Here is a 19,721-nt window from a genome sequence, read left to right on the forward strand (position 1 = left end):
TTTGGGGGTCTGGGGGCGACCCCCAGGATTCTTCTGCACGGCCCAACCGGGCCGTCGTAAGTACGTACTGCTATGAAGTTGCTGCTAGCCCGCCACGCGGCGGCCGGCGTCCTCGATGCGGTCCGCGATCGAGCCGTTGATGACCTCGTCGCCGACCTGCACCCGGATCCCTCCGAGGACCTCGGGGTCCACGTCCAGGTTCAGGTGCATCGTGCGGCCGTAGAGCTTCGCGAGGGCGGCGCCCAGGCGCTGCTTCTGCGGTTCGCTCAGCGGAGCCGCCGAGGTGACGACGGCGACCATGCGATCCCGGCGATCGGCGGCGAGCTTGGACAGGGACTCCAGTCCCGCTTCCAGGCTACGTCCCCGCGGCGCGGTCACAAGGCGCGTCACCAGACGCTCGGTCGTCGCATCGGCGCGGCCGCCGAGCAGGCTGCTCACCAGCTCGCCCTTGGCCGACACCTTCGCGGCGCGGTTGGTCAGTGCGGCGCGCAGCTCGGTGTTCGAAGAGACGATCCGGCCGAACCGGAAGAGCTCGTCCTCGACGTTGTCGAGCGCGTTCCGCTGCTGCGCGGCGGTGAGGTCGGCGAGGTTCGCCAGCTGCTCCAGCGCGTCCGTCAGGTCGCGCGACTGCGACCAGCGGGAGCGCACCAGACCGGCCACCAGGTCGGCGGTCGTACCGCTGACCTGGCCGCCGAGCAGGCGCTGGGCCAGTTCGGCCTTGGCCTCGCCGGCCTGCGCCGGGTCGGTCAGGACCCGACGCAGCGACACCTCGCGGTCGAGCAGCGTGGTGACGCCGGCCAGCTCTGCGGCGAGCGAACCCGCGTCCACGGACGTGTTGTCCGTCAGCGCGTCGAGACGCTCACGTGCGGCTGCCAGGGCCTCGCGGCTCGCTCCGTTCATCGCGCGGCCTCGGCCTTCTCCTCAAGGTCCTCGAGGAAGCGGTCGATGACGCGGCTCTGCCGGGCGTGGTCCTCGAGGGACTCGCCGACGAGCTTGCCGGCCAGGTCGGTCGCGATCTTGCCGACGTCCTGGCGCAGCGCGGAAGAGGCGGCCTTACGGTCGGCCTCGATCTGGGCGTGACCGGCGGCGATGATCTCCTCACGCTGCCGCTGGCCTTCCGCGCGCATCTCGGCGATGAGCGTGGCGCCCTGCTCCTGCGCCTCCTGGCGCAGCCGCGCGGCCTCGTGACGGGCCTCGGCGAGCTGGGCCTTGTACTGCTCAAGGACGCTCTGGGCCTCGGTCTGTGCGGCCTCGGCCTTCTCGATACCGCCTTCGATCGCCTCGCGACGCTGCTCCAGAACCTTGTTGATGTTCGGGAGGAGCTTCTTGGCGAGGAAGCCGAAGACGATGACGAAGGCGATCAGGCCGATGACCAGCTCGGGAATCGGCGGAACGAGGGGATTTTCCATCTCCTCGGCCGCGACAATGAGCAGCTGGCTCATATCAGTGCCTTTCGTCTAGTGGGCTGTCGTGAATCCGACGACTACTTGCCGTAGACGAACGGCATGACGAGGCCGATGAGGGCGAGCGCCTCACAGAAGGCGAAGCCGAGAATCTGGTTGGCACGGATCAGGCCGGCAGCCTCGGGCTGACGGGCAAGAGCCTGGGTGCCGTTACCGAAGATGATGCCGACGCCGACGCCGGGGCCGATCGCGGCGAGGCCGTAGCCGATGGAGCCGAGGGAGCCGGAGACAGCGGCGAGGGTCTCAGTGGCAGCCATGCTGATTCTTCCTTCTCTGTACGGACCGGCGGGGGTTGACCACCGGACGCTTAGGGGGTTTTACAGGGGGTGGCTCAGTGGTGCTCGGCGAGCGCGCCCTGGATGAAGGTGCAGGTCAGAAGCACGAATACATATGCCTGCAGGGCCTGGATGAACAGCTCAAACGCCGTCATGACGATCACCATGACGAACGAGACACCCGCGTAGGCGATTCCGATGCCGTTGAGCAGGTACCAGCTGGCGATCGTGAACAGCAGCAGCAGGGTGTGGCCGGCGAACATGTTCGCGAAGAGCCGCACCGCGTGCGTGAACGGCCGCACGATCAGGTTCGAGAGGAGCTCGATGAACATGGCCAGCGGGAGAACCGGGCCCAGCGACTTGTCGTATCCGGTGAAGTTCTTGAACGCCCCGACGAATCCGTGCCGCTTGAAAGTCAGCGAGACCCACGTGACGTAGACGATCGCCGCGAGAACAGCGGGGTACGCGATGATCGACGTCACGGGGAACTGGGCGAGCGGGATGATCGACCAGAGGTTCATCATCCAGATGAAGAAGAACAGAGAGACGACCAGGGGTACGTACTTCTCGCCTTCCTTCTTGCCGATCGTCTCGTAGACGACGCCCCGGCGGATGAAGTCGTAACCCGCCTCGGCGACCATCTGCAGCTTGCCCGGAACGACCTTCGGCTTACGGAAGGCGGCCCAGAAGAAGCCGATGACAATGACCGAGCCGAGCAGCGCCAAGAGCATCGTCTTGTTGAAGTAGACGCTGCTGTCCGCGTCGCCCACGAGGGGCTCGAACAGGAACGAGTGCAGGCCGGGAGCCGGGAAGCCACAGCCGTCGAAGATGTGGCAGTCGGTCTCGAAGGCGAGCACCTGCGTCGGGTCAGCACTCACCGCGGGCTCCTTCAGCGTGGCGCATAGGTACGGCAACCTCGTTGTGTCGGCGCGGCGCGCAGCCGCGGTTCGGCACTGGACTGGTGTTACGGATGTGGGGGCGGCTGTGGGGCATCAAGCCTCGCGATTGAGCAGGCGTCAGCTCAGATGCCCGCGCCCGCGATGCCGCAGTTGGCACCGGACGATAGCAGGATCTCTTACGCGCACTTATCCCGCCCCTACCCTTCACGACGATGGCCCGGTTTTGGTGGGGTTGTCACCCTTCACCGAGTCGGGTTCGACATAGAGGATCTTGGCCTTCATGTGGGCGCGCGCCTGGGCGCCGATCCACGCGAGCGTGCTGACGAGCAGCGTCAGCGCAAAGGCCTTGGGGTTGAACAGCGTCGTGTTCTTGAACGCGGCCATGAAGATGAACAGCAGAAGAATCTGCGCCGCGTACAGCATCAGACCCATCGCCTGGAACAGGTGCGGAAGCGATTTGGCAGTGCGCTGCAGAACGTAGAGCCCGATTCCCATGAAGAGGATGACGATCACCGTCGCGACAGCCGCCCCGATCGCCCCTTTACCACCGGCGACCACACCACTGACGACGGCTGCAACAGCGCCGACGGCAGCTGTGGGCACAGCAGCCTGAAGGAGGATCCGGACGTCATTGGACGGCATGGCGGCAACTCCGCTTTCACAGGGGGGCAGGGTGTCGTCATGGACGAGCGTAGCCCCGGAGGCGAGGGCCGAGCCTCACACCAATGGACCGTCGCACTGCGGTCCTTCGGCTCTGTCCGGGGTTCTCGTGAACCGTATCACAAACTATTTGATGCGGTCTTTACCAAGTGGGTGTGCCCGGTGTCACACATGAGAGTGAAGCTGCGCGTCTGTGCAGAACAGCGGCCTGTATGTCTGGTATTGGGGGCGTTCGCACCCCAACTCGTCCCCCACGCTTTGGCAATGCTTTAGTCAGATTCTTACCTTGGGCGTCAGCGCGACGTCCCCGCTTTACGCCTCTCCAGGAAGCGCGAACGGGCCCCGATGGCGGTCGCTCCGTTGACACCGGACACTCCCGCGGCCACCGGAGTGCGGTGTTCCTCCGCGGCGCTCTCCTCGGCCTGTGCCGGGGTCGCGGCCGGAGGGGGAACCATCGCCGCCGCCGTACGACGCCGGCGGTACCGCGGCGGCACGAAGGCCTCGGCCCAGCGCGGGGCACGCGGCGTGAAGCGCGGCAGCAGAAGCAGCAGGAGACCGATCGCACTCAGGAACACCACGCCCAGCACGATCCACATGGACGCCGAGTTCACGGAGTAGGCGAGCGCGCCGAACGCGATCAGCGCCGACCAGAAGTACATGATCAGCACCGCCCGGCTGTGCGAGTGCCCGATCTCCAGGAGCCGGTGGTGCAGGTGCCCCCGGTCCGCCGCGAACGGCGACTGGCCCTTCCAGGTGCGGCGCACGATCGCCAGCACCAGGTCGGCCGCCGGGATCGCGATGATGGTGAGCGGCAGCAGCAGCGGGATGTAGACCGGCACCGTCTGGTGAACGGCCGCCTTCTCGGACCCGGCGAACAGCTTCAGCGCGTCCGGGTCGACCTGCCCCGTGATGGAGATCGCACCCGCCGCCAGCACCAGGCCGATGAGCATCGAGCCGGAGTCGCCCATGAAGATCCGCGCGGGGTGCATGTTGTGCGGCAGGAAGCCGAGGCACATGCCCATGAGGATCGCCGAGAACAGCGTGGCCGGGGCGGCGGCCTCGATGCCGTACGACACCCAGACCCGGTAGGCGTAGAGGAAGAACGCGGCCGAGGCGATGCACACCATGCCGGCCGCGAGGCCGTCGAGGCCGTCGACGAAGTTGACCGCGTTGATGGTGATGACGACGAGCGCCACCGTCAGCAGGGTGCCCTGCCACTGGGTCAGCGCGACCGAGCCGAAGCCGGGGATGGGCAGCCACAGGATCGTCAGACCCTGCATGACCATGACGCCGGCGGCGATCATCTGGCCGCCCAGCTTGATCAGGGCGTCGATCTCGAACTTGTCGTCCAGGACGCCGATCAGCCAGATCAGGGCGGCGCCGCTCAGGAGCGCCCTGGGCTCGTTCGACTTGGAGAACACCTCGTTGAGGTTGGTGAGGTGGTCCGCGACCAGCAGGCCCGCGCACAGGCCGAAGAACATGGCGATCCCGCCGAGCCGCGGAGTCGGTTCCCGGTGCACGTCACGGGCCCTGATCTCCGGCATCGCTCCGGCCACGATCGCGAACTTACGCACCGGCCCTGTCAGCAGATACGTCACCGCGGCCGTCACGCAGAGCGTCAGCAGGTATTCACGCACGGGCTTCCCCACAGGTCTCGCTGGCCATCTCAGCCCCACACACTAGCGATGGACGCATACGGTTGGGGACTTCCGGGTATCGAAGATGGTTGCACGTGTGCCTGTGCACCCAGGCTCGTCTACCCCCGCTCAGGCCGGATACGGCGGAAATCCACCGACCAGATCCCGCACTTCTTCACGTGTTTTCTGACTCTCGGCCTCCCCCTTGAGCACCCCCGCGAGCAGTACGGCGATCCGCGCCATCTGCTCCTGCCCCATCCCCTGCGTGGTCACGGCCGCCGTGCCCAGCCGCAGCCCGCGGGCGTCCGCGTGCGGTAGCGCACAGCAGTCGAGCACCATTCCGGCGGCCGCGAGCCGCCCTCTCGCCGTCCGCCCGTCGACACCGAGCGGCGCCGGATCGGCGGTCACCAGGTGGGTGTCGGTCCCGCCGGTGGTGACGACCAGCCCCTCGGCGGCCAGCCCCGCCGCGAGAACCCTCGCATTGGCGACCACCTGATGGGCGTACGCGGTGAACGCCGGTGTTGTCGCCTCGCCGAACGCGACGGCCTTGGCGGCGATCGTGTGCATCTGCGCGCCGCCCTGCGTGAACGGGAAGACGGCCCGGTCGACCCGCTCGGCGAGATCGGCGCCGCACAGGATCATCCCGCCGCGCGGCCCGCGCAGCACCTTGTGCGTGGTGGCGCAGACGACGTCGGCGTACGGCACCGGATTGGGCGCCGCTCCCCCGGCGACGAGCCCGATGGGATGGGCGGCGTCCGCGATCAGGTACGCGCCCACCTCGTCGGCGACGTCCCGGAAGAAGGCGTAGTCGATGTGCCGGGGGTAGGCGATGGAGCCGCAGACGATGGCCTTGGGCCGGTGGTTTCGCGCCAGGGCCCGCACTTGCTCGTGGTCGATGAGCCCGGTCTCCGCGTCGACGCCGTACCCGACGAAGTCGAACCAGCGGCCGGAGAAGTTCGCGGGCGAGCCGTGGGTCAGGTGACCGCCGTAGGGCAGGCCGAGGGCGAGCACGGTGTCGCCGGGGCGCAGCAGGGCGGCGTACGCGGCGAGGACGGCGGACGACCCGGAGTGGGACTGCACGTTGGCGTGCTCGGCGCCGAAGAGGGCCTTCGCCCGGTCTACGGCGAGACGCTCGGCGACGTCGACGATCTCGCAGCCGCCGTGGTGACGGGCGCCCGGATATCCCTCGGCGTACTTGTTGGCGAGCGGTGAGCCGAGCGCGGCCAGCACGGCCGGCGAGGTGAAGTTCTCGGCGGCGATCAGCTGCAGCGTCGACGACTGCCGGTCGAGCTCCCCGAGCAGGATCTCGGCCAGCTCGGGGTCCTGCCGCCGCAGGACGTCGGCGGTCTCGGGGGCATGGGTGACCGACATGGTGGACTCCGGGCGTCGACGGTGACGTACGTCCAATGTAGGCCGGAGGCGTCGGAGGCGCCCGGTGTTGGCGTCCTGAACCGCTGTGGGCAGTCGTTCCGCTGGGGCGATGGGGGTGGGTGGGCACAGCCTGCAGCGCCGGGCAACCACCCGGGCGACGCCGGTAGTCACCTACGTCCGGGCCGGCACCCCGGTCAACGCCGTCACCACCGGATCCAGCGCCTGGTTTATCTCGTCCCCGATCGACCGGAAGAAGGTCAGCGGTGCGCCGTACGGGTCGAACACCTCGTCCGCCTCGGCGGTCGGGGCCAGGAGCCACCCGCGTAGAGCGGCGGCAGCCCGGACCAGGGCACGCGCGCGTGCGACCATGCCGTCCTCAAGGGGAGGGAGGGTAGCGGGGTCTATCGCCTTCACCAGGCGGGTGAACTCCTTCAGGGTGAAGGTGCGCAGGCCCGCCGAGTGACCCATGGAGATGACCTGGGCGCGGTGGTCGCGGGTCGCCGTCAGGACCAGGTCGGCCATGATGACGTGCTCGTCGAGGAGCTCGCGGCCGGTGAAGCCGGAGGCGTCCGCGCCGAAGTCGGCCAGCACGGCCTCCGCGTTGGCCTCCATGGGCGCGCCCTCGTGACCCCAGGTGCCCGCGCTCTCCACGATCAGCCCGCCCCACAGCGGGTCGCCGAGCCGGTCCGCCAGGGCATGCCGGGTCAGCCGCTCGGTGATCGGCGAGCGGCACACGTTGCCGGTGCTGACGTGGAGGATGCGGAAGCTGTCGAGAGGGAGCCCGAAGGTGCCCGTCTCTTCCCCGTTGCCTATGCCACGCCCCGCGTCAGGGGCCGTCAATTCGCCACCTCGAGGTCGGGTACGACCTTCCTGAGCTCGTCGGCGGAGATGGCGCCCGCGCGGAGGAGCAGGGGTACCTCACGGGTGACGTCGACGATCGACGACGGGACGTTGCCGGGGGTCGGCCCGCCGTCCAGGTACACGGACACGGAGTCGCCGAGCATCTCCTGCGCGGCGTCACAGTCCTCCGGCGCCGGGTGGCCCGTCAGGTTCGCCGAGGAGACCGCCATGGGGCCGACCTCGGTCAGCAGCTCGATGGCGACGGGGTGCAGCGGCATGCGCACGGCAACCGTGCCACGGGTGTCCCCCAGGTCCCACTGCAGGGACGGCTGGTGCTTGGCGACGAGCGTGAGCGCGCCCGGCCAGAAGGCGTCAACGAGCTCCCAGGCGAGCTCGGAGAAGTCCGTGACGAGGCCGTGCAGGGTGTTCGGGGAGCCGATGAGGACAGGGGTGGGCATGTTGCGGCCCCGGCCCTTGGCCTCCAGCAGGTCGTGCACCGCTTCCGAGGAGAACGCGTCGGCGCCGATGCCGTACACCGTGTCGGTCGGGAGGACCACGAGCTCGCCACGGCGGACGGCGGACGCGGCTTCGCGCAGACCGGTCGAACGGTCGGTCGCGTCGTTGGTGTCGTATCGCCGTGCCATATCTAGCGGGCCTCCTCGTACACGTACTGCTGGGGGTCGAAAGTCTGGTGGGTGGTCACGGCATCGCCTTGCGGGCCGTCGCGAACCGGGGGCGGTTGTTGAGGTCCGGGTGGTCGGCCGCGTCGGCCCAGCCCCGCTCCTCGGTGAAGATCCACGGCACCTGGCCGCCCTGGGTGTCGGCGTGCTCGATGACGACGACGCCGCCGGGGCGGAGCAACCGGTGTGCGGTGCGTTCCAGGCCGCGGATGAGTTCGAGGCCGTCCTCCCCTGAGAACAGGGCGAGTTCGGGATCGTAGTCCCGCGCCTCGGGAGCGACGTACTCCCATTCGGTGAGCGGGATGTAGGGCGGGTTGGAGATGACGAGGTCGACCTGGCCGTCGAGGTCCTGGAAGGCGTCCAGGGCGTTGCCCTGACGCAGGTCGACCCTGGACCCCTCCATGTTCTTGCGGGTCCACTGGAGGGCGTCCTCGGACAGCTCCACGGCGTGCACCCGGGAGCGCGGGACCTCCTGGGCGAGGGCGAGCGCGATGGCGCCGGAGCCCGTGCACAGGTCCACGATCAGCGGTTCCACGACGTCCATCGCGCGTACGGCGTCTATGGCCCAGCCGACCACGGACTCCGTCTCGGGACGCGGGACGAAGACGCCCGGCCCGACCTGGAGCTCCAAGTACCGGAAGAAGGCACGGCCGGTGATGTGCTGGAGCGGCTCACGCTGCTCGCGCCGCGCGATGGTCTCCCAGTAGCGGGCGTCGAAGTCCGCGTCCTTCACGGAGTGCAGCTCGCCCCGCTTCACGCCGTGCACGAACGCGGCGAGCTCCTCCGCGTCGTTGCGCGGCGAGGGCACGCCGGCGTCGGCCAGCCGCTGGGTGGCCTGGGCCACCTCTGCGAGCAGCAGGTTCACGCAAGTCCTCCGTGTCGTACTCGGTCGTGCGTACGTGCCTCTTACGCGGCCGCCAGCTTCGCCGCCGAGTCCGCGTCGACGCAGGCCTGGATCACCGCGTCGAGGTCGCCGTCCAGGACCTGGTCCAGGTTGTACGACTTGAAGCCGACGCGGTGGTCCGAGATGCGGTTCTCCGGGAAGTTGTACGTGCGGATCTTCTCGGAGCGGTCGACGGTGCGGACCTGGCTGCGGCGGGCGTCGGCGGCATTCTTCTCCGCCTCCTCCTGCGCCGCTGCGAGCAGCCTGGAGCGCAGGATACGCAGTGCCTGCTCCTTGTTCTGCAGCTGGCTCTTCTCGTTCTGGCAGGAGGCGACGACTCCGGTGGGAATGTGCGTGATGCGCACCGCGGAGTCGGTCGTGTTGACGGACTGGCCGCCGGGGCCGGAGGACCGGTACACGTCGATGCGGAGGTCGTTCGGGTTGATCTCGACGTCGACCTCCTCGGCCTCGGGGGTCACGAGGACACCGGCCGCGGAGGTGTGGATACGGCCCTGGGACTCGGTCGCCGGCACGCGCTGCACGCGGTGCACGCCGCCCTCGTACTTCAGCCGGGCCCAGACGCCCTGCCCGGGCTCGGTCGCGCCCTGGCCACCCTTGGTCTTCACGGCGACCTGGACGTCCTTGTAGCCGCCCAGCTCGGACTCGGTGGCGTCGATGATCTCGGTCTTCCAGCCGACGCGCTCGGCGTAGCGGAGGTACATCCGCAGGAGGTCACCGGCGAACAGGGCCGACTCGTCGCCGCCCGCGCCCGCCTTGACCTCCAGGATGACGTCCTTGTCGTCGTTGGGGTCGCGCGGAACGAGGAGAAGGCGCAGCTTCTCCGTCAGCTCCTCGCGGGCCTTCTCCAGCTCCTTGACCTCGGCCGCGAACTCCGGGTCGTCGGCGCCGAGTTCACGCGCGGTCTCGATGTCGTCGCCGGTCTGCTTCCAGGAGCGGTACGTGGCGACGATCGGGGTGAGCTCGGCGTAGCGCTTGTTCAGCTTGCGCGCGTTGGCCTGGTCGGAGTGCACCGACGGGTCGGCGAGCTTCGTCTCCAGGTCGGCGTGCTCACCGACGAGTTCCTCGACGGCCTCGAACATCTCTGGCTCCTGTGCTGCGAAAGTGCTGCGAAAGAAAAGGGGAAGGCAGGCGACCAAAAACGCCGGTCCCGGCACGCCCTGGAAGGGGGCGCGGCCGTGGACCGGCGATCTGGAGCTCGCTACTTCTTGGAGGCAGCAGCCTTGCCGAAGCGGGCCTCGAAGCGGGCCACACGGCCACCGGTGTCGAGGATCTTCTGCTTGCCCGTGTAGAACGGGTGGCACTCGGAGCAGACCTCGGCGCGGATGGCGCCGCTGGAGATCGTGCTACGGGTGGTGAACGACGCGCCACAGGTGCAGCTGACCTGCGTCTCGACGTACTCGGGGTGGATGTCGCGCTTCAAGGTGTCTCCTAGTTTCGGGAGGGCGCCGGGTCGCAACCGCGGATTGCGGAGGCGTGAACCGGAGCCGACGTACCAGTCTGCCAGGACTGGGGCCATCCCCCAAAACGAGGGGTCACCGGGATCTATTCCCCGTGGGCCGGTGGGGGCTGGGCGCGCGGTTCCCCGCGCCCCTAGGAGGACGTCACCACGCCCTTGGCCTGGCCGGTGGCCGTTCCTGCGGTGGCGCTCTTGGGGATCGTCCGGTCGTTCTTCAGGGCGGTCCACACCTGCTTGGCCTTCGCCTCCTCGACGAGCACGCGGTTGGGGTTCGCGGGGTCGTACTGGACCGGCATCGTGACCATGTGCATGTTGGAGGAGCTGATGCCCTTGAGGCCGCCCGCGAAGGACACCAGCTTGTTGACCGAGCCGAGGTCGGAGTCGGTGGTGACGGCCTTGGTCGCGGTGTTGGCGATGTCGTACAGCTTCTTCGGGTTGGTCAGGACGCCGACGTCCTTGACCTGGTTGACCAGGGCCTTGATGAAGGCCTGCTGAAGCTGGATACGGCCGAGGTCGGAGCCGTCGCCGACACCGTGCCGGGTGCGGACGAGGCCGAGGGCCTGCTCGCCGGTGAGCGTGTGGGTGCCGGCCTTCAGGTTCAGGTGGCTGTCGGAGTCGTTGATGTCCTTGGTCGTGGTGACCTTGACCCCGCCGAGGTCGTCGATGAGCTTCTCGAAGCCGCTGAAGTCGACTTCCAGATAGTGGTCCATGCGGATGCCGGTGATGGACTCGACGGTCTTCACCGCGCAGGCCGCGCCGCCGGTGGTGTACGCGGAGTTGAACATCACGCCCGTGGCGGCGTCGTGCTCGGTGCCGTCGGTCTCGGTGCACTCGGGCCGGTCGATGATGGTGTCGCGCGGTATGGAGACCACGCTGGCCTTCTTGTGGCCCTCGTACACGTGAATGACCATCGCCGTGTCGGAACGGGCGCTGCCGTCGTCGGTGCCGCCGCCGAGCTTCTTGTTGGAGCCGGAGCGGGTGTCCGAGCCGAGGACGAGGATGTTCTCGGAGCCGTTGTCGACCTTCGTCGGCCGGGCCGTACCGAGGGCGGAGTCGATGTCGACGCTCTTGATGTTGCCGTTGAGCTTGAAGTACAGGTAGCCGGCTCCGGTGCCGCCCAGCACGACGATGCCCGCAGCGGTCCAGGCCGTGATCATCAGGCCCTTGCGACCCTTGCTGCGGGTCTTGCGGCGGCGGCCCTTCCCGCGGTGGCGGGGGCCGGTCTTGCCGGTGTCACCCGGTATGCCGGGTTCCGGCGTGCTCTCGGCGGACATACGCTCCTCGAATCTCGTTCGGTCGGTTACCCCCTGCTTTCAGGGTCAGGCGTACTCGGGAAGAAGACGCGTACCGCCCCATCGTCGCTCCGCCTGGTCAGACGGCGAAACTCGGGAAAGGGTTGCACAACGCACTGTGACCACCCTGTGAAACGGTGGCCACAGTGCGTAACGGGCTATTCGGGGTGAAACCCCGCTCACCTGCGGTTTCAGCCGAAGATGTCGTACTGCTTGAAACTGGTACCGACGGAGATCCTTGTGGCAAAGATCTCGCTGGTCGCCTTGCCGGTGCCCTTGTACAGGTAGAGCGTGCCGGCAGGGGTGCGAGCGAGCAGGTCGGCGCGGCCGTCACCCGTGACGTCTCCGACGGTGTCGAAGGCGTTGTAGCCGGTCCAGGCCTTGCGGACCTTGATACGGGTCGCAAAGGCGCCCGTGCCGGACTTGCCGGCGCCCTTGTACAGGTAGACGTCCCCGGTGCTCTTGGCCCGCGCGATCAGGTCGGTCTTGCCGTCGCCGGTGAAGTCGCCGTGTCCGAGCAGGGCGTTGTACTGGTACCAGCCCGAGCCGACCTTCACCCGGGTCGCGAAGGTGCCGTCGCCCTTGCCCGGGTAGATCCACAGGACGCCCGCGGAGTCGACGGAGAGCAGGTCGGCCTTGTAGTCGCCGGTGACGTCTCCGGGCGTGACGACGCGGGTGCGGGTCTTCCAGCCGGTGAAGATCTTCTTCGGGTCGGCCCAGCTGTTGGTGGCGGGGACGAACCGGTACCAGTAGATGTCACCCGTGGCGGCCACGCGGTAGACGAAGTCCTGGAAGCCGTCCCGGTTGAGGTCGGTCTGCCGGACCAGGTTCACCCCGCTCCAGCTGCCCCAGGACTGGCGGGCGCCGAGGGACGTGCCCTTGGAGTCCATCTCGTAGCCGGTCTTGGTGGAGGAGTTGCGCACCCACAGGTCGGCCTTGTGGTCGAAGCTGAGGTTGGTGTCGTCGACGCGCGGATAGGCGGCGCCGACATACTTGCTGACCTTGGTGAAGACGCTGTAGGCGCCCTTGTAGACGCAGTCCTTCACGTTCCAGGAGACGACGCCGACGATCCGGTTGTTCACGACGAGCGGCCCGCCGGAGTCACCGCTGCAGATGGCGGTCGTACCGGAGTCGCTGCCGCTGGCGGCCGTGCCGGCGCAGACCATGTGGCCCTTGATGAACCAGTCCCCGTAGGCACCGGCGCAGGTCGCGTCGGACTTGATGGGCAGCGTGGCCGTCTTCAGCGTCTCGGAGATGTCGTCGCTGGTGGAGCTGGTACGCCCCCAGCCGTAGACCTTGGCGCTGGTCCCCGACGCGTACGAGGCGGTGTCGCCGGACGTCGCCATACGGATCGGCGTGGCCGTGACGGGACTGGCCAGCGTGAGCACCGCGATGTCGTTGTCGATGGTGTCCGCGTCGTACGACGGGTGCGACCACTGCCGCAGTACGGCGCTGGCGGTGCCGCCGTGCAGATCGCCGTCCGAGGGCAGCTGCGACGTGCCGGTGACGACGGTGCCGCCCGTCTTCCAGTCGGCCCCCACGACGCAGTGTGCGGCGGTCAGGATCTTCGTCGGCGCGATGACTGCGCCCCCGCAGAAGAACCCGGTGTCGTCGCTCTCGTCGGTGGTGCCCTGGTCGTCGACGTACCAGAGCTGCGCCATCCAGGGCGCCTTGGTGATGGTGGTGGTCGTGCCACCGATGACCATCGGCTCGATGGTGGCGGTGCTGCTGCTCGTCCCGCTGCTCATCGTCGACCGGGTCGTGCCCGATGTGTCCTCGGCGGCCATCGCGCGGGCGATCCGCTGCTCCAACTCGGCCTGCGAGGGCGTATCGACGGCAGTGGCGGCGGGCGCCTGCGGCTCGGGCGAGGTGGTGGCCGCGCTCGCGGGTGTCATCAACGACAGAGCGGCGACGATCGCCGCCACCGGCAGAACGATCCGTCTGCCCCCGGACATGCGTATGCCCACGTAAGTCCCCCCTAGGGATCACGAGTTACCGGTCGCATAACCGACCGAAGGGCGTGATCGTACCCCGCAGATGAACAGCAAAAAGGGCCGCCCCCTGTTGAACAGGGGGCGGCCAAAACGCCGCTAAGGGGCGCGGGACTGTATCGATTTGCGGCTCCGCCGCGGGGCGCGACAAGCCACGACGAACCCGCAGCCGACAACTCAGCCGCAAGCTCAACGGCGACTAGTCACCATTACCAGGCGTAGGCGTCGTCTTCTGAATCTGCAGCAGGAACTCCGCATTCGACTTCGTCTGCTTCATCTTGTCGAGCAGCAACTCAATCGCCTGCTGCGAGTCAAGCGCATGCAGCACCCGACGCAGCTTCCAGGTGATCGCCAGCTCATCGCTGCCGAGCAGGATCTCTTCCTTACGGGTACCGGACGCGTCGACGTCGACGGCCGGGAAGATCCGCTTGTCGGCGAGCTTCCGGTCGAGCTTCAGCTCGGCGTTACCCGTGCCCTTGAACTCCTCGAAGATCACCTCGTCCATGCGGGACCCGGTGTCCACCAGAGCGGTGGCGAGGATGGTGAGCGAGCCACCGTCCTCGATGTTGCGGGCCGCACCGAAGAAGCGCTTCGGCGGGTACAGCGCGGTCGAGTCGACACCACCGGAGAGGATGCGGCCGGAGGCGGGCGCAGCCAGGTTGTACGCACGGCCCAGACGCGTGATCGAGTCCAGCAGCACGACGACGTCGTGGCCGAGCTCGACCAGACGCTTCGCACGCTCGATCGCCAGCTCGGCGACCGTGGTGTGGTCCTCGGCCGGGCGGTCGAAGGTCGAGGAGATGACCTCGCCCTTCACCGACCGCTGCATGTCGGTCACCTCTTCCGGACGCTCGTCGACCAGGACGACCATCAGGTGGCACTCGGGGTTGTTGACGGTGATCGCGTTGGCGATCGCCTGCAGGATCATGGTCTTGCCGGTCTTCGGCGGGGCCACGATCAGACCGCGCTGGCCCTTACCGATCGGCGCGACGAGGTCGATGATGCGGGTGGTGAGGATGCCCGGGTCCGTCTCCAGACGGAGGCGGTCCTGCGGGTACAGCGGCGTGAGCTTGTTGAACTCCGGCCGCCCGCGCCCGGATTCGGCGGCCATGCCGTTCGCGGAGTCGAGGCGGACCAGCGCGTTGAACTTCTCGCGACGCTCGCCGTCCTTGGGCTGACGCACGGCACCGGTGACGTGGTCACCCTTGCGCAGGCCGTTCTTGCGGACCTGGGCGAGGGAGACGTACACGTCGTTGGGACCCGGCAGGTAGCCCGACGTACGGATGAACGCGTAGTTGTCGAGGATGTCGAGGATGCCCGCGACGGGGATCAGGACATCGTCGTCGGCGAGCTGCGGCTCGGGGCTGCCGATCTCGTCGCGGCCACGACGGCCACGGCGGTCCCGGTAACGGCCCCGACGGCCACGGCGGCCACCCTCGAAGTCGTCGTCGTCCTGCGGGCCGTTGTCCCGCTGCTGGCGGTCCTGACGACCGCCGCCCTGCTGCTGGTTCTGCTGCTGGCGCTGACCGCCCTGGCCCTGCTGGTCGTCGCCCTTGCGGCGGTCGCCACGGTCGCTGCGCTCACCGCGGTCGCGGCCGCGCTCACGGCGGTCGCGACGGCCACGGCCCTCGCCGTCACCGGCGTCGCCCTGCGGCTGGGCCTGCGCGGGCGCCTCGGCCTTCGGCTCGCTCTTCGCCTCGGCGGTGACCGTCTCGGGGCTGCCCGCCTCGGCGGTGGCGCGGCGACGGCGGCGATCCGCGGGAGCGTCCTCGCTGGCCGGCTGGCCGGGGATCTCGATCTGCTGCTGGGCCACGGCCTTCTCGGCGGGGGCCTCGGCCTTCGCCTCCGCCTTCTTCTCGGCGGCGGCGTCGCCCGTACGAGCCTTGGAGGTGGCGCGGCGCTTGGGCTTGGTCTCGGTGGCGTCCCCAGCGGGAGTTGCAGCCTTCGGGGCCGCGGCACCCCCGCCCGCCTGCGCCTCCTTGATGACCTCGATCAACTGGCTCTTGCGCATACGGCCCGTGCCCTTGATGCCGAGGCCGGATGCGACCTGCTGCAGCTCGGCCAGCACCATGCCGTCGAGGCCGGTACCGCGGCGCCGCCGGGAGCCGGCACCGGTGGCAGGCGCGGAGGCGTCCGTGGCGGGCGCGGCAGCGGTCTCCTCGACACGTGCGCCCATCAGATCGGTGGTGTCGCTCACGAAGGGTCCTTCCCTGGAGCGGACGTCGGCCTGTCTGGCTCGGCGACCGGTTGTGCTGTCCGACGGCGGTCCCATCCTTGTGGACCGTGCCGGGGCGGTGGTCCGCCTAAGCGGCGGAGGAATGTGGTGACGGCACTTCCCGGAGCCATGACACTGACTTTCCGTGTCACGTGGCTTGGGAGCACCGGTTCCGGAGCGTGCCCGGCAAGTCGCTCAGTGCTCGCGTACGAGGTACTGCCCGCGTACGACGTACGAAACACAGTGCGGCTTGGGAGGCTCCCGGAAGAATGTCTGTCCCGGACGGGGACGTGAAGCACCTCGCCATGGTGGGGTCGGGTGCAGACTTGAGGTTAACACTACCGGATCCAACAAACATTCCCCCTCTCGAAATCCGGCGATCGCCGCCGGTTTTCAGATGTCGCTGTTCAGATGTCGCTGTCAGACGTCACCGGTGGTCGTGTCACTGGTGGTCGCGAGCGGCAGCACGCTCGCTCCTTGGGCGTCGAGGTCGAGCCGGTTCGCGGCCCAGCCCCCGCCCGCCAGATGGGCGACCTTGTCGGCGGTGTCGCCGTCGGCCAGCGCGAGCACCGTGGGGCCCGCGCCGGAGATGACTGCCGGGACTCCGTCGGCCCGCAGCCGCTCCACCAGTGCGGCGCTCTCCGGCATGGCCGGGGCGCGGTACTCCTGGTGGAGACGATCCTCGGTGGCCGGCAGCAGCAGCTCGGGACGCCTGGTGAGGGCCTCGACGAGCAGGGCGGCACGGCCGGCGTTGGCGGCGGCGTCGACGTGCGGCACGGTGCGCGGCAGCAGACCGCGCGCGGTCTCGGTGAGGACCGGCTTCCCGGGCACGAAAACCACCGGAACGATGGAATCGGCGGCATCCATCCTGATCGCCCGGGCGGCACCGGCCTCCATCCAGGAGAGCGTGAAACCGCCGAGCAGACAGGCCGCCACGTTGTCGGGGTGGCCCTCGATCTCGGTGGCGAGCTCCAGGAGGGCCGTGTCGTCGAGCCTGGCCTCGCCGCCTATGGTCACGGCACGCGCGGCGACGATGCCGGCGCAGATGGCGGCCGAGGAGGAGCCGAGACCGCGGCCGTGCGGAATGCGGTTCGCGCAGACGATCTCCAGGCCGCGGGGCTGTCCGCCCAGCAGGTCGAAGGCGGTGCGCAGGGACCGTACGAGGAGGTGCTTCTCGTCACGCGGGAGGGTCTCGCTGCCCTCGCCCGCGATGTCGATGTGCAGCCCGGAGTCGGCCACCCGGACGACCACGTCGTCGTAGAGCCCCAGCGAGAGGCCGAAGGCGTCGAAGCCCGGGCCGAGGTTGGCGCTGGTGGCGGGGACGCGCACCCTGACTGCGGCTGCGCGGAAGGCGGGACCGGCCATCTCTCGATGACTCTCCTTGAGCTGCGTGATTGTCGAAGACATTCGATACGTACGTGGAGACCCTCAGGCCACGGAGACGGCGCGGCACCGTCCACATGCTCCATGTGCGGAGGCATATGCAACGGGCGGGTTCACTACAGCTTATCGAAGGAAGGTTCTGTGGCGACATAGGGCGCACAGGAGGCGCACGATGCGTGTCGTAAGCCCCCTGTGCACCCCCTGTCGGGATTACCCGTTCGCAGAGGTCAGACGAGCCCGAGGCGCTCGGCCGCCGTCGCCGCGTCGACCGGGACGGTGACCGGCTGCGGGGCGCCGGCGACGGCCCAATCGGGGTCCTTCAGTCCGTTTCCGGTGACGGTGCAGACGATGCGCTGCCCCGGGTCGACCTTGCCCTGCTCGGCGGCCTTCAGTAGACCGGCGACGGACGCGGCGGACGCCGGCTCGACGAAGACGCCCTCCTGAGCGGCCAACAGCCGGTAGGCGCGCAGGATTTCACGGTCCGTCACCTCGTCGATGAAGCCGCCGGACTCGTCCCGGGCCGCGAGGGCGAACTTCCAGGACGCGGGGTTGCCGATACGGATCGCGGTGGCGATGGTCGACGGGTCCTTGACGACCTCGCCGCGCACGATCGGGGCACTGCCGGACGCCTGGAAACCCCACATTCGGGGGGTCTTGGCGGCGATGCCGTCGGCGGCGTACTCCGTGTAGCCCTTCCAGTACGCGGTGATGTTGCCCGCGTTGCCCACCGGGAGGACGTGGATGTCGGGCGCGTCGCCGAGCATGTCCACGATCTCGAAGGCGGCGGTCTTCTGGCCCTCGATACGCACCGGGTTGACCGAATTGACCAGCGCCACGGGGTAGTTGTCGCTCAGGGCACGGGCGAGGGTGAGGCAGTCGTCGAAGTTTCCGTCGACCTGGAGGATCTTCGCGCCGTGGATGAGGGCCTGGCCCATCTTGCCGAGCGCGATCTTTCCCTGCGGAACGAGCACGGCGCAGACCATGCCCGCGCGCACGGCGTACGCGGCCGCGGAGGCCGACGTGTTGCCGGTGGAGGCGCAGATGACCGCCTTCGCGCCTTCCTCCTTGGCCCGCGTGATGGCCATGGTCATACCGCGGTCCTTGAAGGACCCGGTGGGGTTGGCCCCCTCCACCTTGAGGTGGACCTCGCACCCGGTGCGCTCGGAGAGCACCTGCGCGGGCACGAGGGGCGTGCCGCCCTCACGGAGCGACACGACCGGCGTGTTGTCGGAGACGGGCAGCCGGTCCCGGTACTCCTCGATGATTCCGCGCCACTGGTGGGTCATTGCTGGTTACTCTCCTTCAACCCGCATGATGCTGGCGACACCCCGCACGGTGTCGAGCTTGCGCAACGCCTCGACGGTTCCGCCCAGGGCGGCGTCGGACGCGCGGTGCGTGACGACGACGAGGGAGGCCTCGCCGTCCTTCCCCTGCTGGCGAACCGTATCGATCGAGACGCCGTGCTCGGCGAAGACGGTGGCCACCTGGGCGAGAACACCCGGTTTGTCCGCCACGTCGAGGCTGATGTGGTAGCGCGTGACGACCTCGCCCATGCCCGACACGGGGAGGGCGGTGTACGCGGACTCGCCGGGGCCGGTCGCGCCGTTGAGCCGGTTGCGGCAGACGGCGACGAGGTCGCCGAGGACCGCGGAGGCGGTGGGGGCACCGCCGGCACCGGGGCCGTAGAACATGAGCTGACCTGCGGCGTCGGACTCGACGAACACGGCATTGTACGCGCCGCGCACGGAGGCGAGGGGGTGCGTGAGGGGGATCATCGCCGGGTGGACGCGCGCGGTGACGGAGGCCCCGTCCTCGGCCCGCTCGCAGATGGCGAGCAGCTTGATGGTGCAGCCCATCTCCCTGGCGGAGGCGAAGTCGCTCGCCGTCACCTCGGTCATGCCCTCGCGGTAGACGTCGTCCAGACGCACGCGCGTGTGGAAGGCGATTCCGGCGAGGATGGCGGCCTTGGCGGCGGCGTCGAAGCCCTCGACGTCTGCGGTGGGGTCGGCTTCCGCGTACCCCAGGGCGGTGGCCTCGTCGAGGGCCTCCTGGTAGCCGGCGCCGGTGGAGTCCATCTTGTCGAGGATGAAGTTGGTGGTGCCGTTGACGATGCCCAGCACGCGATTCACCTTGTCACCGGCGAGGGACTCGCGCAGCGGGCGGATCAGCGGGATGGCACCGGCGACGGCGGCCTCGTAGTAGAGGTCCGCGTCGTGGTCCTCGGCGGCGGCGTGCAGGGCGGCGCCGTCCTGGGCGAGGAGGGCCTTGTTGGCCGAGACGACGGAGGCGCCGTGCTCGAACGCGGTGGTGATGAGGGAGCGGGCGGGCTCGATGCCACCGATGACCTCCACTACGACGTCGATGTCGCCGCGCTTGACGAGGGCGGTGGCGTCGGTGGTGACGAGCGCGGGGTCGATGCCCTCGCGCACCCTGGAGGGCCGCCGTACGGCCACACCGGCCAGCTCGACGGGGGCACCGATACGGGCGGCGAGGTCCTCGGCGTGCGTCGTCATGATGCGCGCCACCTCTGAGCCGACCACTCCACAGCCCAGCAGCGCCACCTTCAGCGGACGCGTACGCATCATCCGACCTCGTTTCCTCATACCGTCTACGGTTCGACCAGTCTCACTCACCGGACGGGAGTTTCTATCCCTC

At 68.8% G+C, this 19,721-nt stretch carries 19 protein-coding genes; 1 reads left to right on the forward strand and 18 read right to left on the reverse strand.

The features are described from left to right. Positions 1–84: 84 nt before the first annotated feature. The 14 genes from IG08_RS0105635 to IG08_RS0105700 form a co-directional block, all read right to left on the reverse strand. Positions 85–900 carry a F0F1 ATP synthase subunit delta gene (locus tag IG08_RS0105635; protein WP_030596956.1) on the reverse strand — a complete coding sequence of 272 codons (816 nt, stop codon included), beginning with the start codon at positions 898–900 and terminating at the stop codon, positions 85–87. Beyond that, complete coding sequence (locus IG08_RS0105640; protein ID WP_030596957.1) at positions 897–1,442, reverse strand: F0F1 ATP synthase subunit B; 546 nt, start codon at positions 1,440–1,442, stop codon at positions 897–899. Before IG08_RS0105640 ends, IG08_RS0105635 begins: the two co-directional genes overlap by 4 nt. Before the next feature lie 41 nt (positions 1,443–1,483). Further along, on the reverse strand, positions 1,484–1,720 hold the full coding sequence (locus IG08_RS0105645) for an ATP synthase subunit c family protein (protein WP_019060721.1): 237 nt from the start codon (positions 1,718–1,720) through the stop codon (positions 1,484–1,486). Positions 1,721–1,794: 74 nt separating this feature from the next. Continuing rightward, a complete protein-coding gene (gene atpB, locus IG08_RS0105650; protein ID WP_030596958.1) occupies positions 1,795–2,616 on the reverse strand; it encodes a F0F1 ATP synthase subunit A in 822 nt (273 codons plus the stop codon). Positions 2,617–2,841: 225 nt separating this feature from the next. After that, the gene (locus IG08_RS0105655; RefSeq protein WP_030596960.1) at positions 2,842–3,279 is read right to left on the reverse strand and encodes a Cg1360 family ATP-synthase-associated protein; all 438 of its coding nucleotides are present in this window, start codon (positions 3,277–3,279) and stop codon (positions 2,842–2,844) included. A 311-nt stretch (positions 3,280–3,590) separates the two neighbouring features. Next, positions 3,591–4,934 (reverse strand): MraY family glycosyltransferase, encoded by a 1,344-nt coding sequence (locus tag IG08_RS0105660; RefSeq protein WP_030596962.1) that lies wholly within the window; start codon positions 4,932–4,934, stop codon positions 3,591–3,593. A gap of 129 nt (positions 4,935–5,063) precedes the next feature. After that, positions 5,064–6,305, reverse strand: coding sequence for a serine hydroxymethyltransferase (locus IG08_RS0105665; RefSeq protein ID WP_030596963.1), 1,242 nt, complete (start codon positions 6,303–6,305; stop codon positions 5,064–5,066). Between the two features lie 171 nt (positions 6,306–6,476). Next, positions 6,477–7,145, reverse strand: coding sequence for an arsenate reductase/protein-tyrosine-phosphatase family protein (locus tag IG08_RS0105670; protein WP_030596965.1), 669 nt, complete (start codon positions 7,143–7,145; stop codon positions 6,477–6,479). Then, on the reverse strand, positions 7,142–7,789 hold the full coding sequence (locus IG08_RS0105675) for an L-threonylcarbamoyladenylate synthase (protein ID WP_030596966.1): 648 nt from the start codon (positions 7,787–7,789) through the stop codon (positions 7,142–7,144). Before IG08_RS0105675 ends, IG08_RS0105670 begins: the two co-directional genes overlap by 4 nt. 55 nt (positions 7,790–7,844) lie before the next feature. After that, positions 7,845–8,690 (reverse strand): peptide chain release factor N(5)-glutamine methyltransferase, encoded by an 846-nt coding sequence (gene prmC, locus IG08_RS0105680; protein WP_030596968.1) that lies wholly within the window; start codon positions 8,688–8,690, stop codon positions 7,845–7,847. 41 nt (positions 8,691–8,731) lie between these two features. Beyond that, the gene (prfA, locus tag IG08_RS0105685) at positions 8,732–9,808 is read right to left on the reverse strand and encodes a peptide chain release factor 1 (RefSeq protein WP_030596970.1); all 1,077 of its coding nucleotides are present in this window, start codon (positions 9,806–9,808) and stop codon (positions 8,732–8,734) included. Between the two features lie 119 nt (positions 9,809–9,927). Then, the gene (rpmE, locus tag IG08_RS0105690; RefSeq protein WP_030596971.1) at positions 9,928–10,149 is read right to left on the reverse strand and encodes a 50S ribosomal protein L31; all 222 of its coding nucleotides are present in this window, start codon (positions 10,147–10,149) and stop codon (positions 9,928–9,930) included. A gap of 170 nt (positions 10,150–10,319) precedes the next feature. After that, positions 10,320–11,459, reverse strand: a complete 1,140-nt coding sequence (locus IG08_RS0105695) for an LCP family protein (RefSeq protein ID WP_030596973.1) — start codon at positions 11,457–11,459, stop codon at positions 10,320–10,322. Positions 11,460–11,668: 209 nt separating this feature from the next. After that, the gene (locus IG08_RS0105700; protein ID WP_234342808.1) at positions 11,669–13,183 is read right to left on the reverse strand and encodes a trypsin-like serine protease; all 1,515 of its coding nucleotides are present in this window, start codon (positions 13,181–13,183) and stop codon (positions 11,669–11,671) included. Between IG08_RS0105700 and IG08_RS61150 the strand changes: the two genes are divergently transcribed. Beyond that, complete coding sequence (locus IG08_RS61150) at positions 13,167–13,448, forward strand: hypothetical protein (protein WP_234342809.1); 282 nt, start codon at positions 13,167–13,169, stop codon at positions 13,446–13,448. The two genes, IG08_RS0105700 and IG08_RS61150, sit on opposite strands and share 17 nt — an antisense overlap. A 219-nt stretch (positions 13,449–13,667) precedes the next feature. On the opposite strand, the gene rho is transcribed toward IG08_RS61150, so the two are convergent. From rho to IG08_RS0105720, 4 genes are all read right to left on the reverse strand, one after another. Then, a complete protein-coding gene (rho, locus tag IG08_RS0105705) occupies positions 13,668–15,665 on the reverse strand; it encodes a transcription termination factor Rho (RefSeq protein ID WP_030596976.1) in 1,998 nt (665 codons plus the stop codon). A gap of 438 nt (positions 15,666–16,103) precedes the next feature. Next, positions 16,104–17,048: a homoserine kinase gene (gene thrB / locus IG08_RS0105710; protein WP_030596978.1), complete on the reverse strand. Its 945-nt coding sequence runs from the start codon at positions 17,046–17,048 to the stop codon at positions 16,104–16,106. Between the two features lie 245 nt (positions 17,049–17,293). Then, a complete protein-coding gene (gene thrC / locus IG08_RS0105715; protein WP_030596980.1) occupies positions 17,294–18,352 on the reverse strand; it encodes a threonine synthase in 1,059 nt (352 codons plus the stop codon). Between the two features lie 6 nt (positions 18,353–18,358). After that, positions 18,359–19,651 (reverse strand): homoserine dehydrogenase, encoded by a 1,293-nt coding sequence (locus IG08_RS0105720; protein WP_030596982.1) that lies wholly within the window; start codon positions 19,649–19,651, stop codon positions 18,359–18,361. Positions 19,652–19,721: the final 70 nt, after the last annotated feature.

The sequence above is a fragment of the Streptomyces fulvoviolaceus genome (assembly GCF_000718165.1).
Lineage (GTDB): Bacteria > Actinomycetota > Actinomycetes > Streptomycetales > Streptomycetaceae > Streptomyces > Streptomyces fulvoviolaceus.

Excerpts from the sequence above, each read along its gene's own strand:
- IG08_RS0105635 (WP_030596956.1), bottom strand. The coding sequence starts at position 900 with ATGAACGGAGCGAGCCGCGAGGCCCTGGCAGCCGCACGTGAGCGTCTC.
- IG08_RS0105640 (WP_030596957.1), bottom strand. The coding sequence starts at position 1,442 with ATGAGCCAGCTGCTCATTGTCGCGGCCGAGGAGATGGAAAATCCCCTC.
- IG08_RS0105645 (WP_019060721.1), bottom strand. The coding sequence starts at position 1,720 with ATGGCTGCCACTGAGACCCTCGCCGCTGTCTCCGGCTCCCTCGGCTCC.
- IG08_RS0105655 (WP_030596960.1), bottom strand. The coding sequence starts at position 3,279 with ATGCCGTCCAATGACGTCCGGATCCTCCTTCAGGCTGCTGTGCCCACA.
- IG08_RS0105665 (WP_030596963.1), bottom strand. The coding sequence starts at position 6,305 with ATGTCGGTCACCCATGCCCCCGAGACCGCCGACGTCCTGCGGCGGCAG.
- IG08_RS0105675 (WP_030596966.1), bottom strand. The coding sequence starts at position 7,789 with ATGGCACGGCGATACGACACCAACGACGCGACCGACCGTTCGACCGGT.
- prfA (WP_030596970.1), bottom strand. The coding sequence starts at position 9,808 with ATGTTCGAGGCCGTCGAGGAACTCGTCGGTGAGCACGCCGACCTGGAG.
- IG08_RS0105695 (WP_030596973.1), bottom strand. The coding sequence starts at position 11,459 with ATGTCCGCCGAGAGCACGCCGGAACCCGGCATACCGGGTGACACCGGC.
- IG08_RS0105700 (WP_234342808.1), bottom strand. The coding sequence starts at position 13,183 with ATGGTCATCGGTGGCACGACCACCACCATCACCAAGGCGCCCTGGATG.
- thrB (WP_030596978.1), bottom strand. The coding sequence starts at position 17,048 with ATGGCCGGTCCCGCCTTCCGCGCAGCCGCAGTCAGGGTGCGCGTCCCC.
- thrC (WP_030596980.1), bottom strand. The coding sequence starts at position 18,352 with ATGACCCACCAGTGGCGCGGAATCATCGAGGAGTACCGGGACCGGCTG.
- IG08_RS0105720 (WP_030596982.1), bottom strand. The coding sequence starts at position 19,651 with ATGATGCGTACGCGTCCGCTGAAGGTGGCGCTGCTGGGCTGTGGAGTG.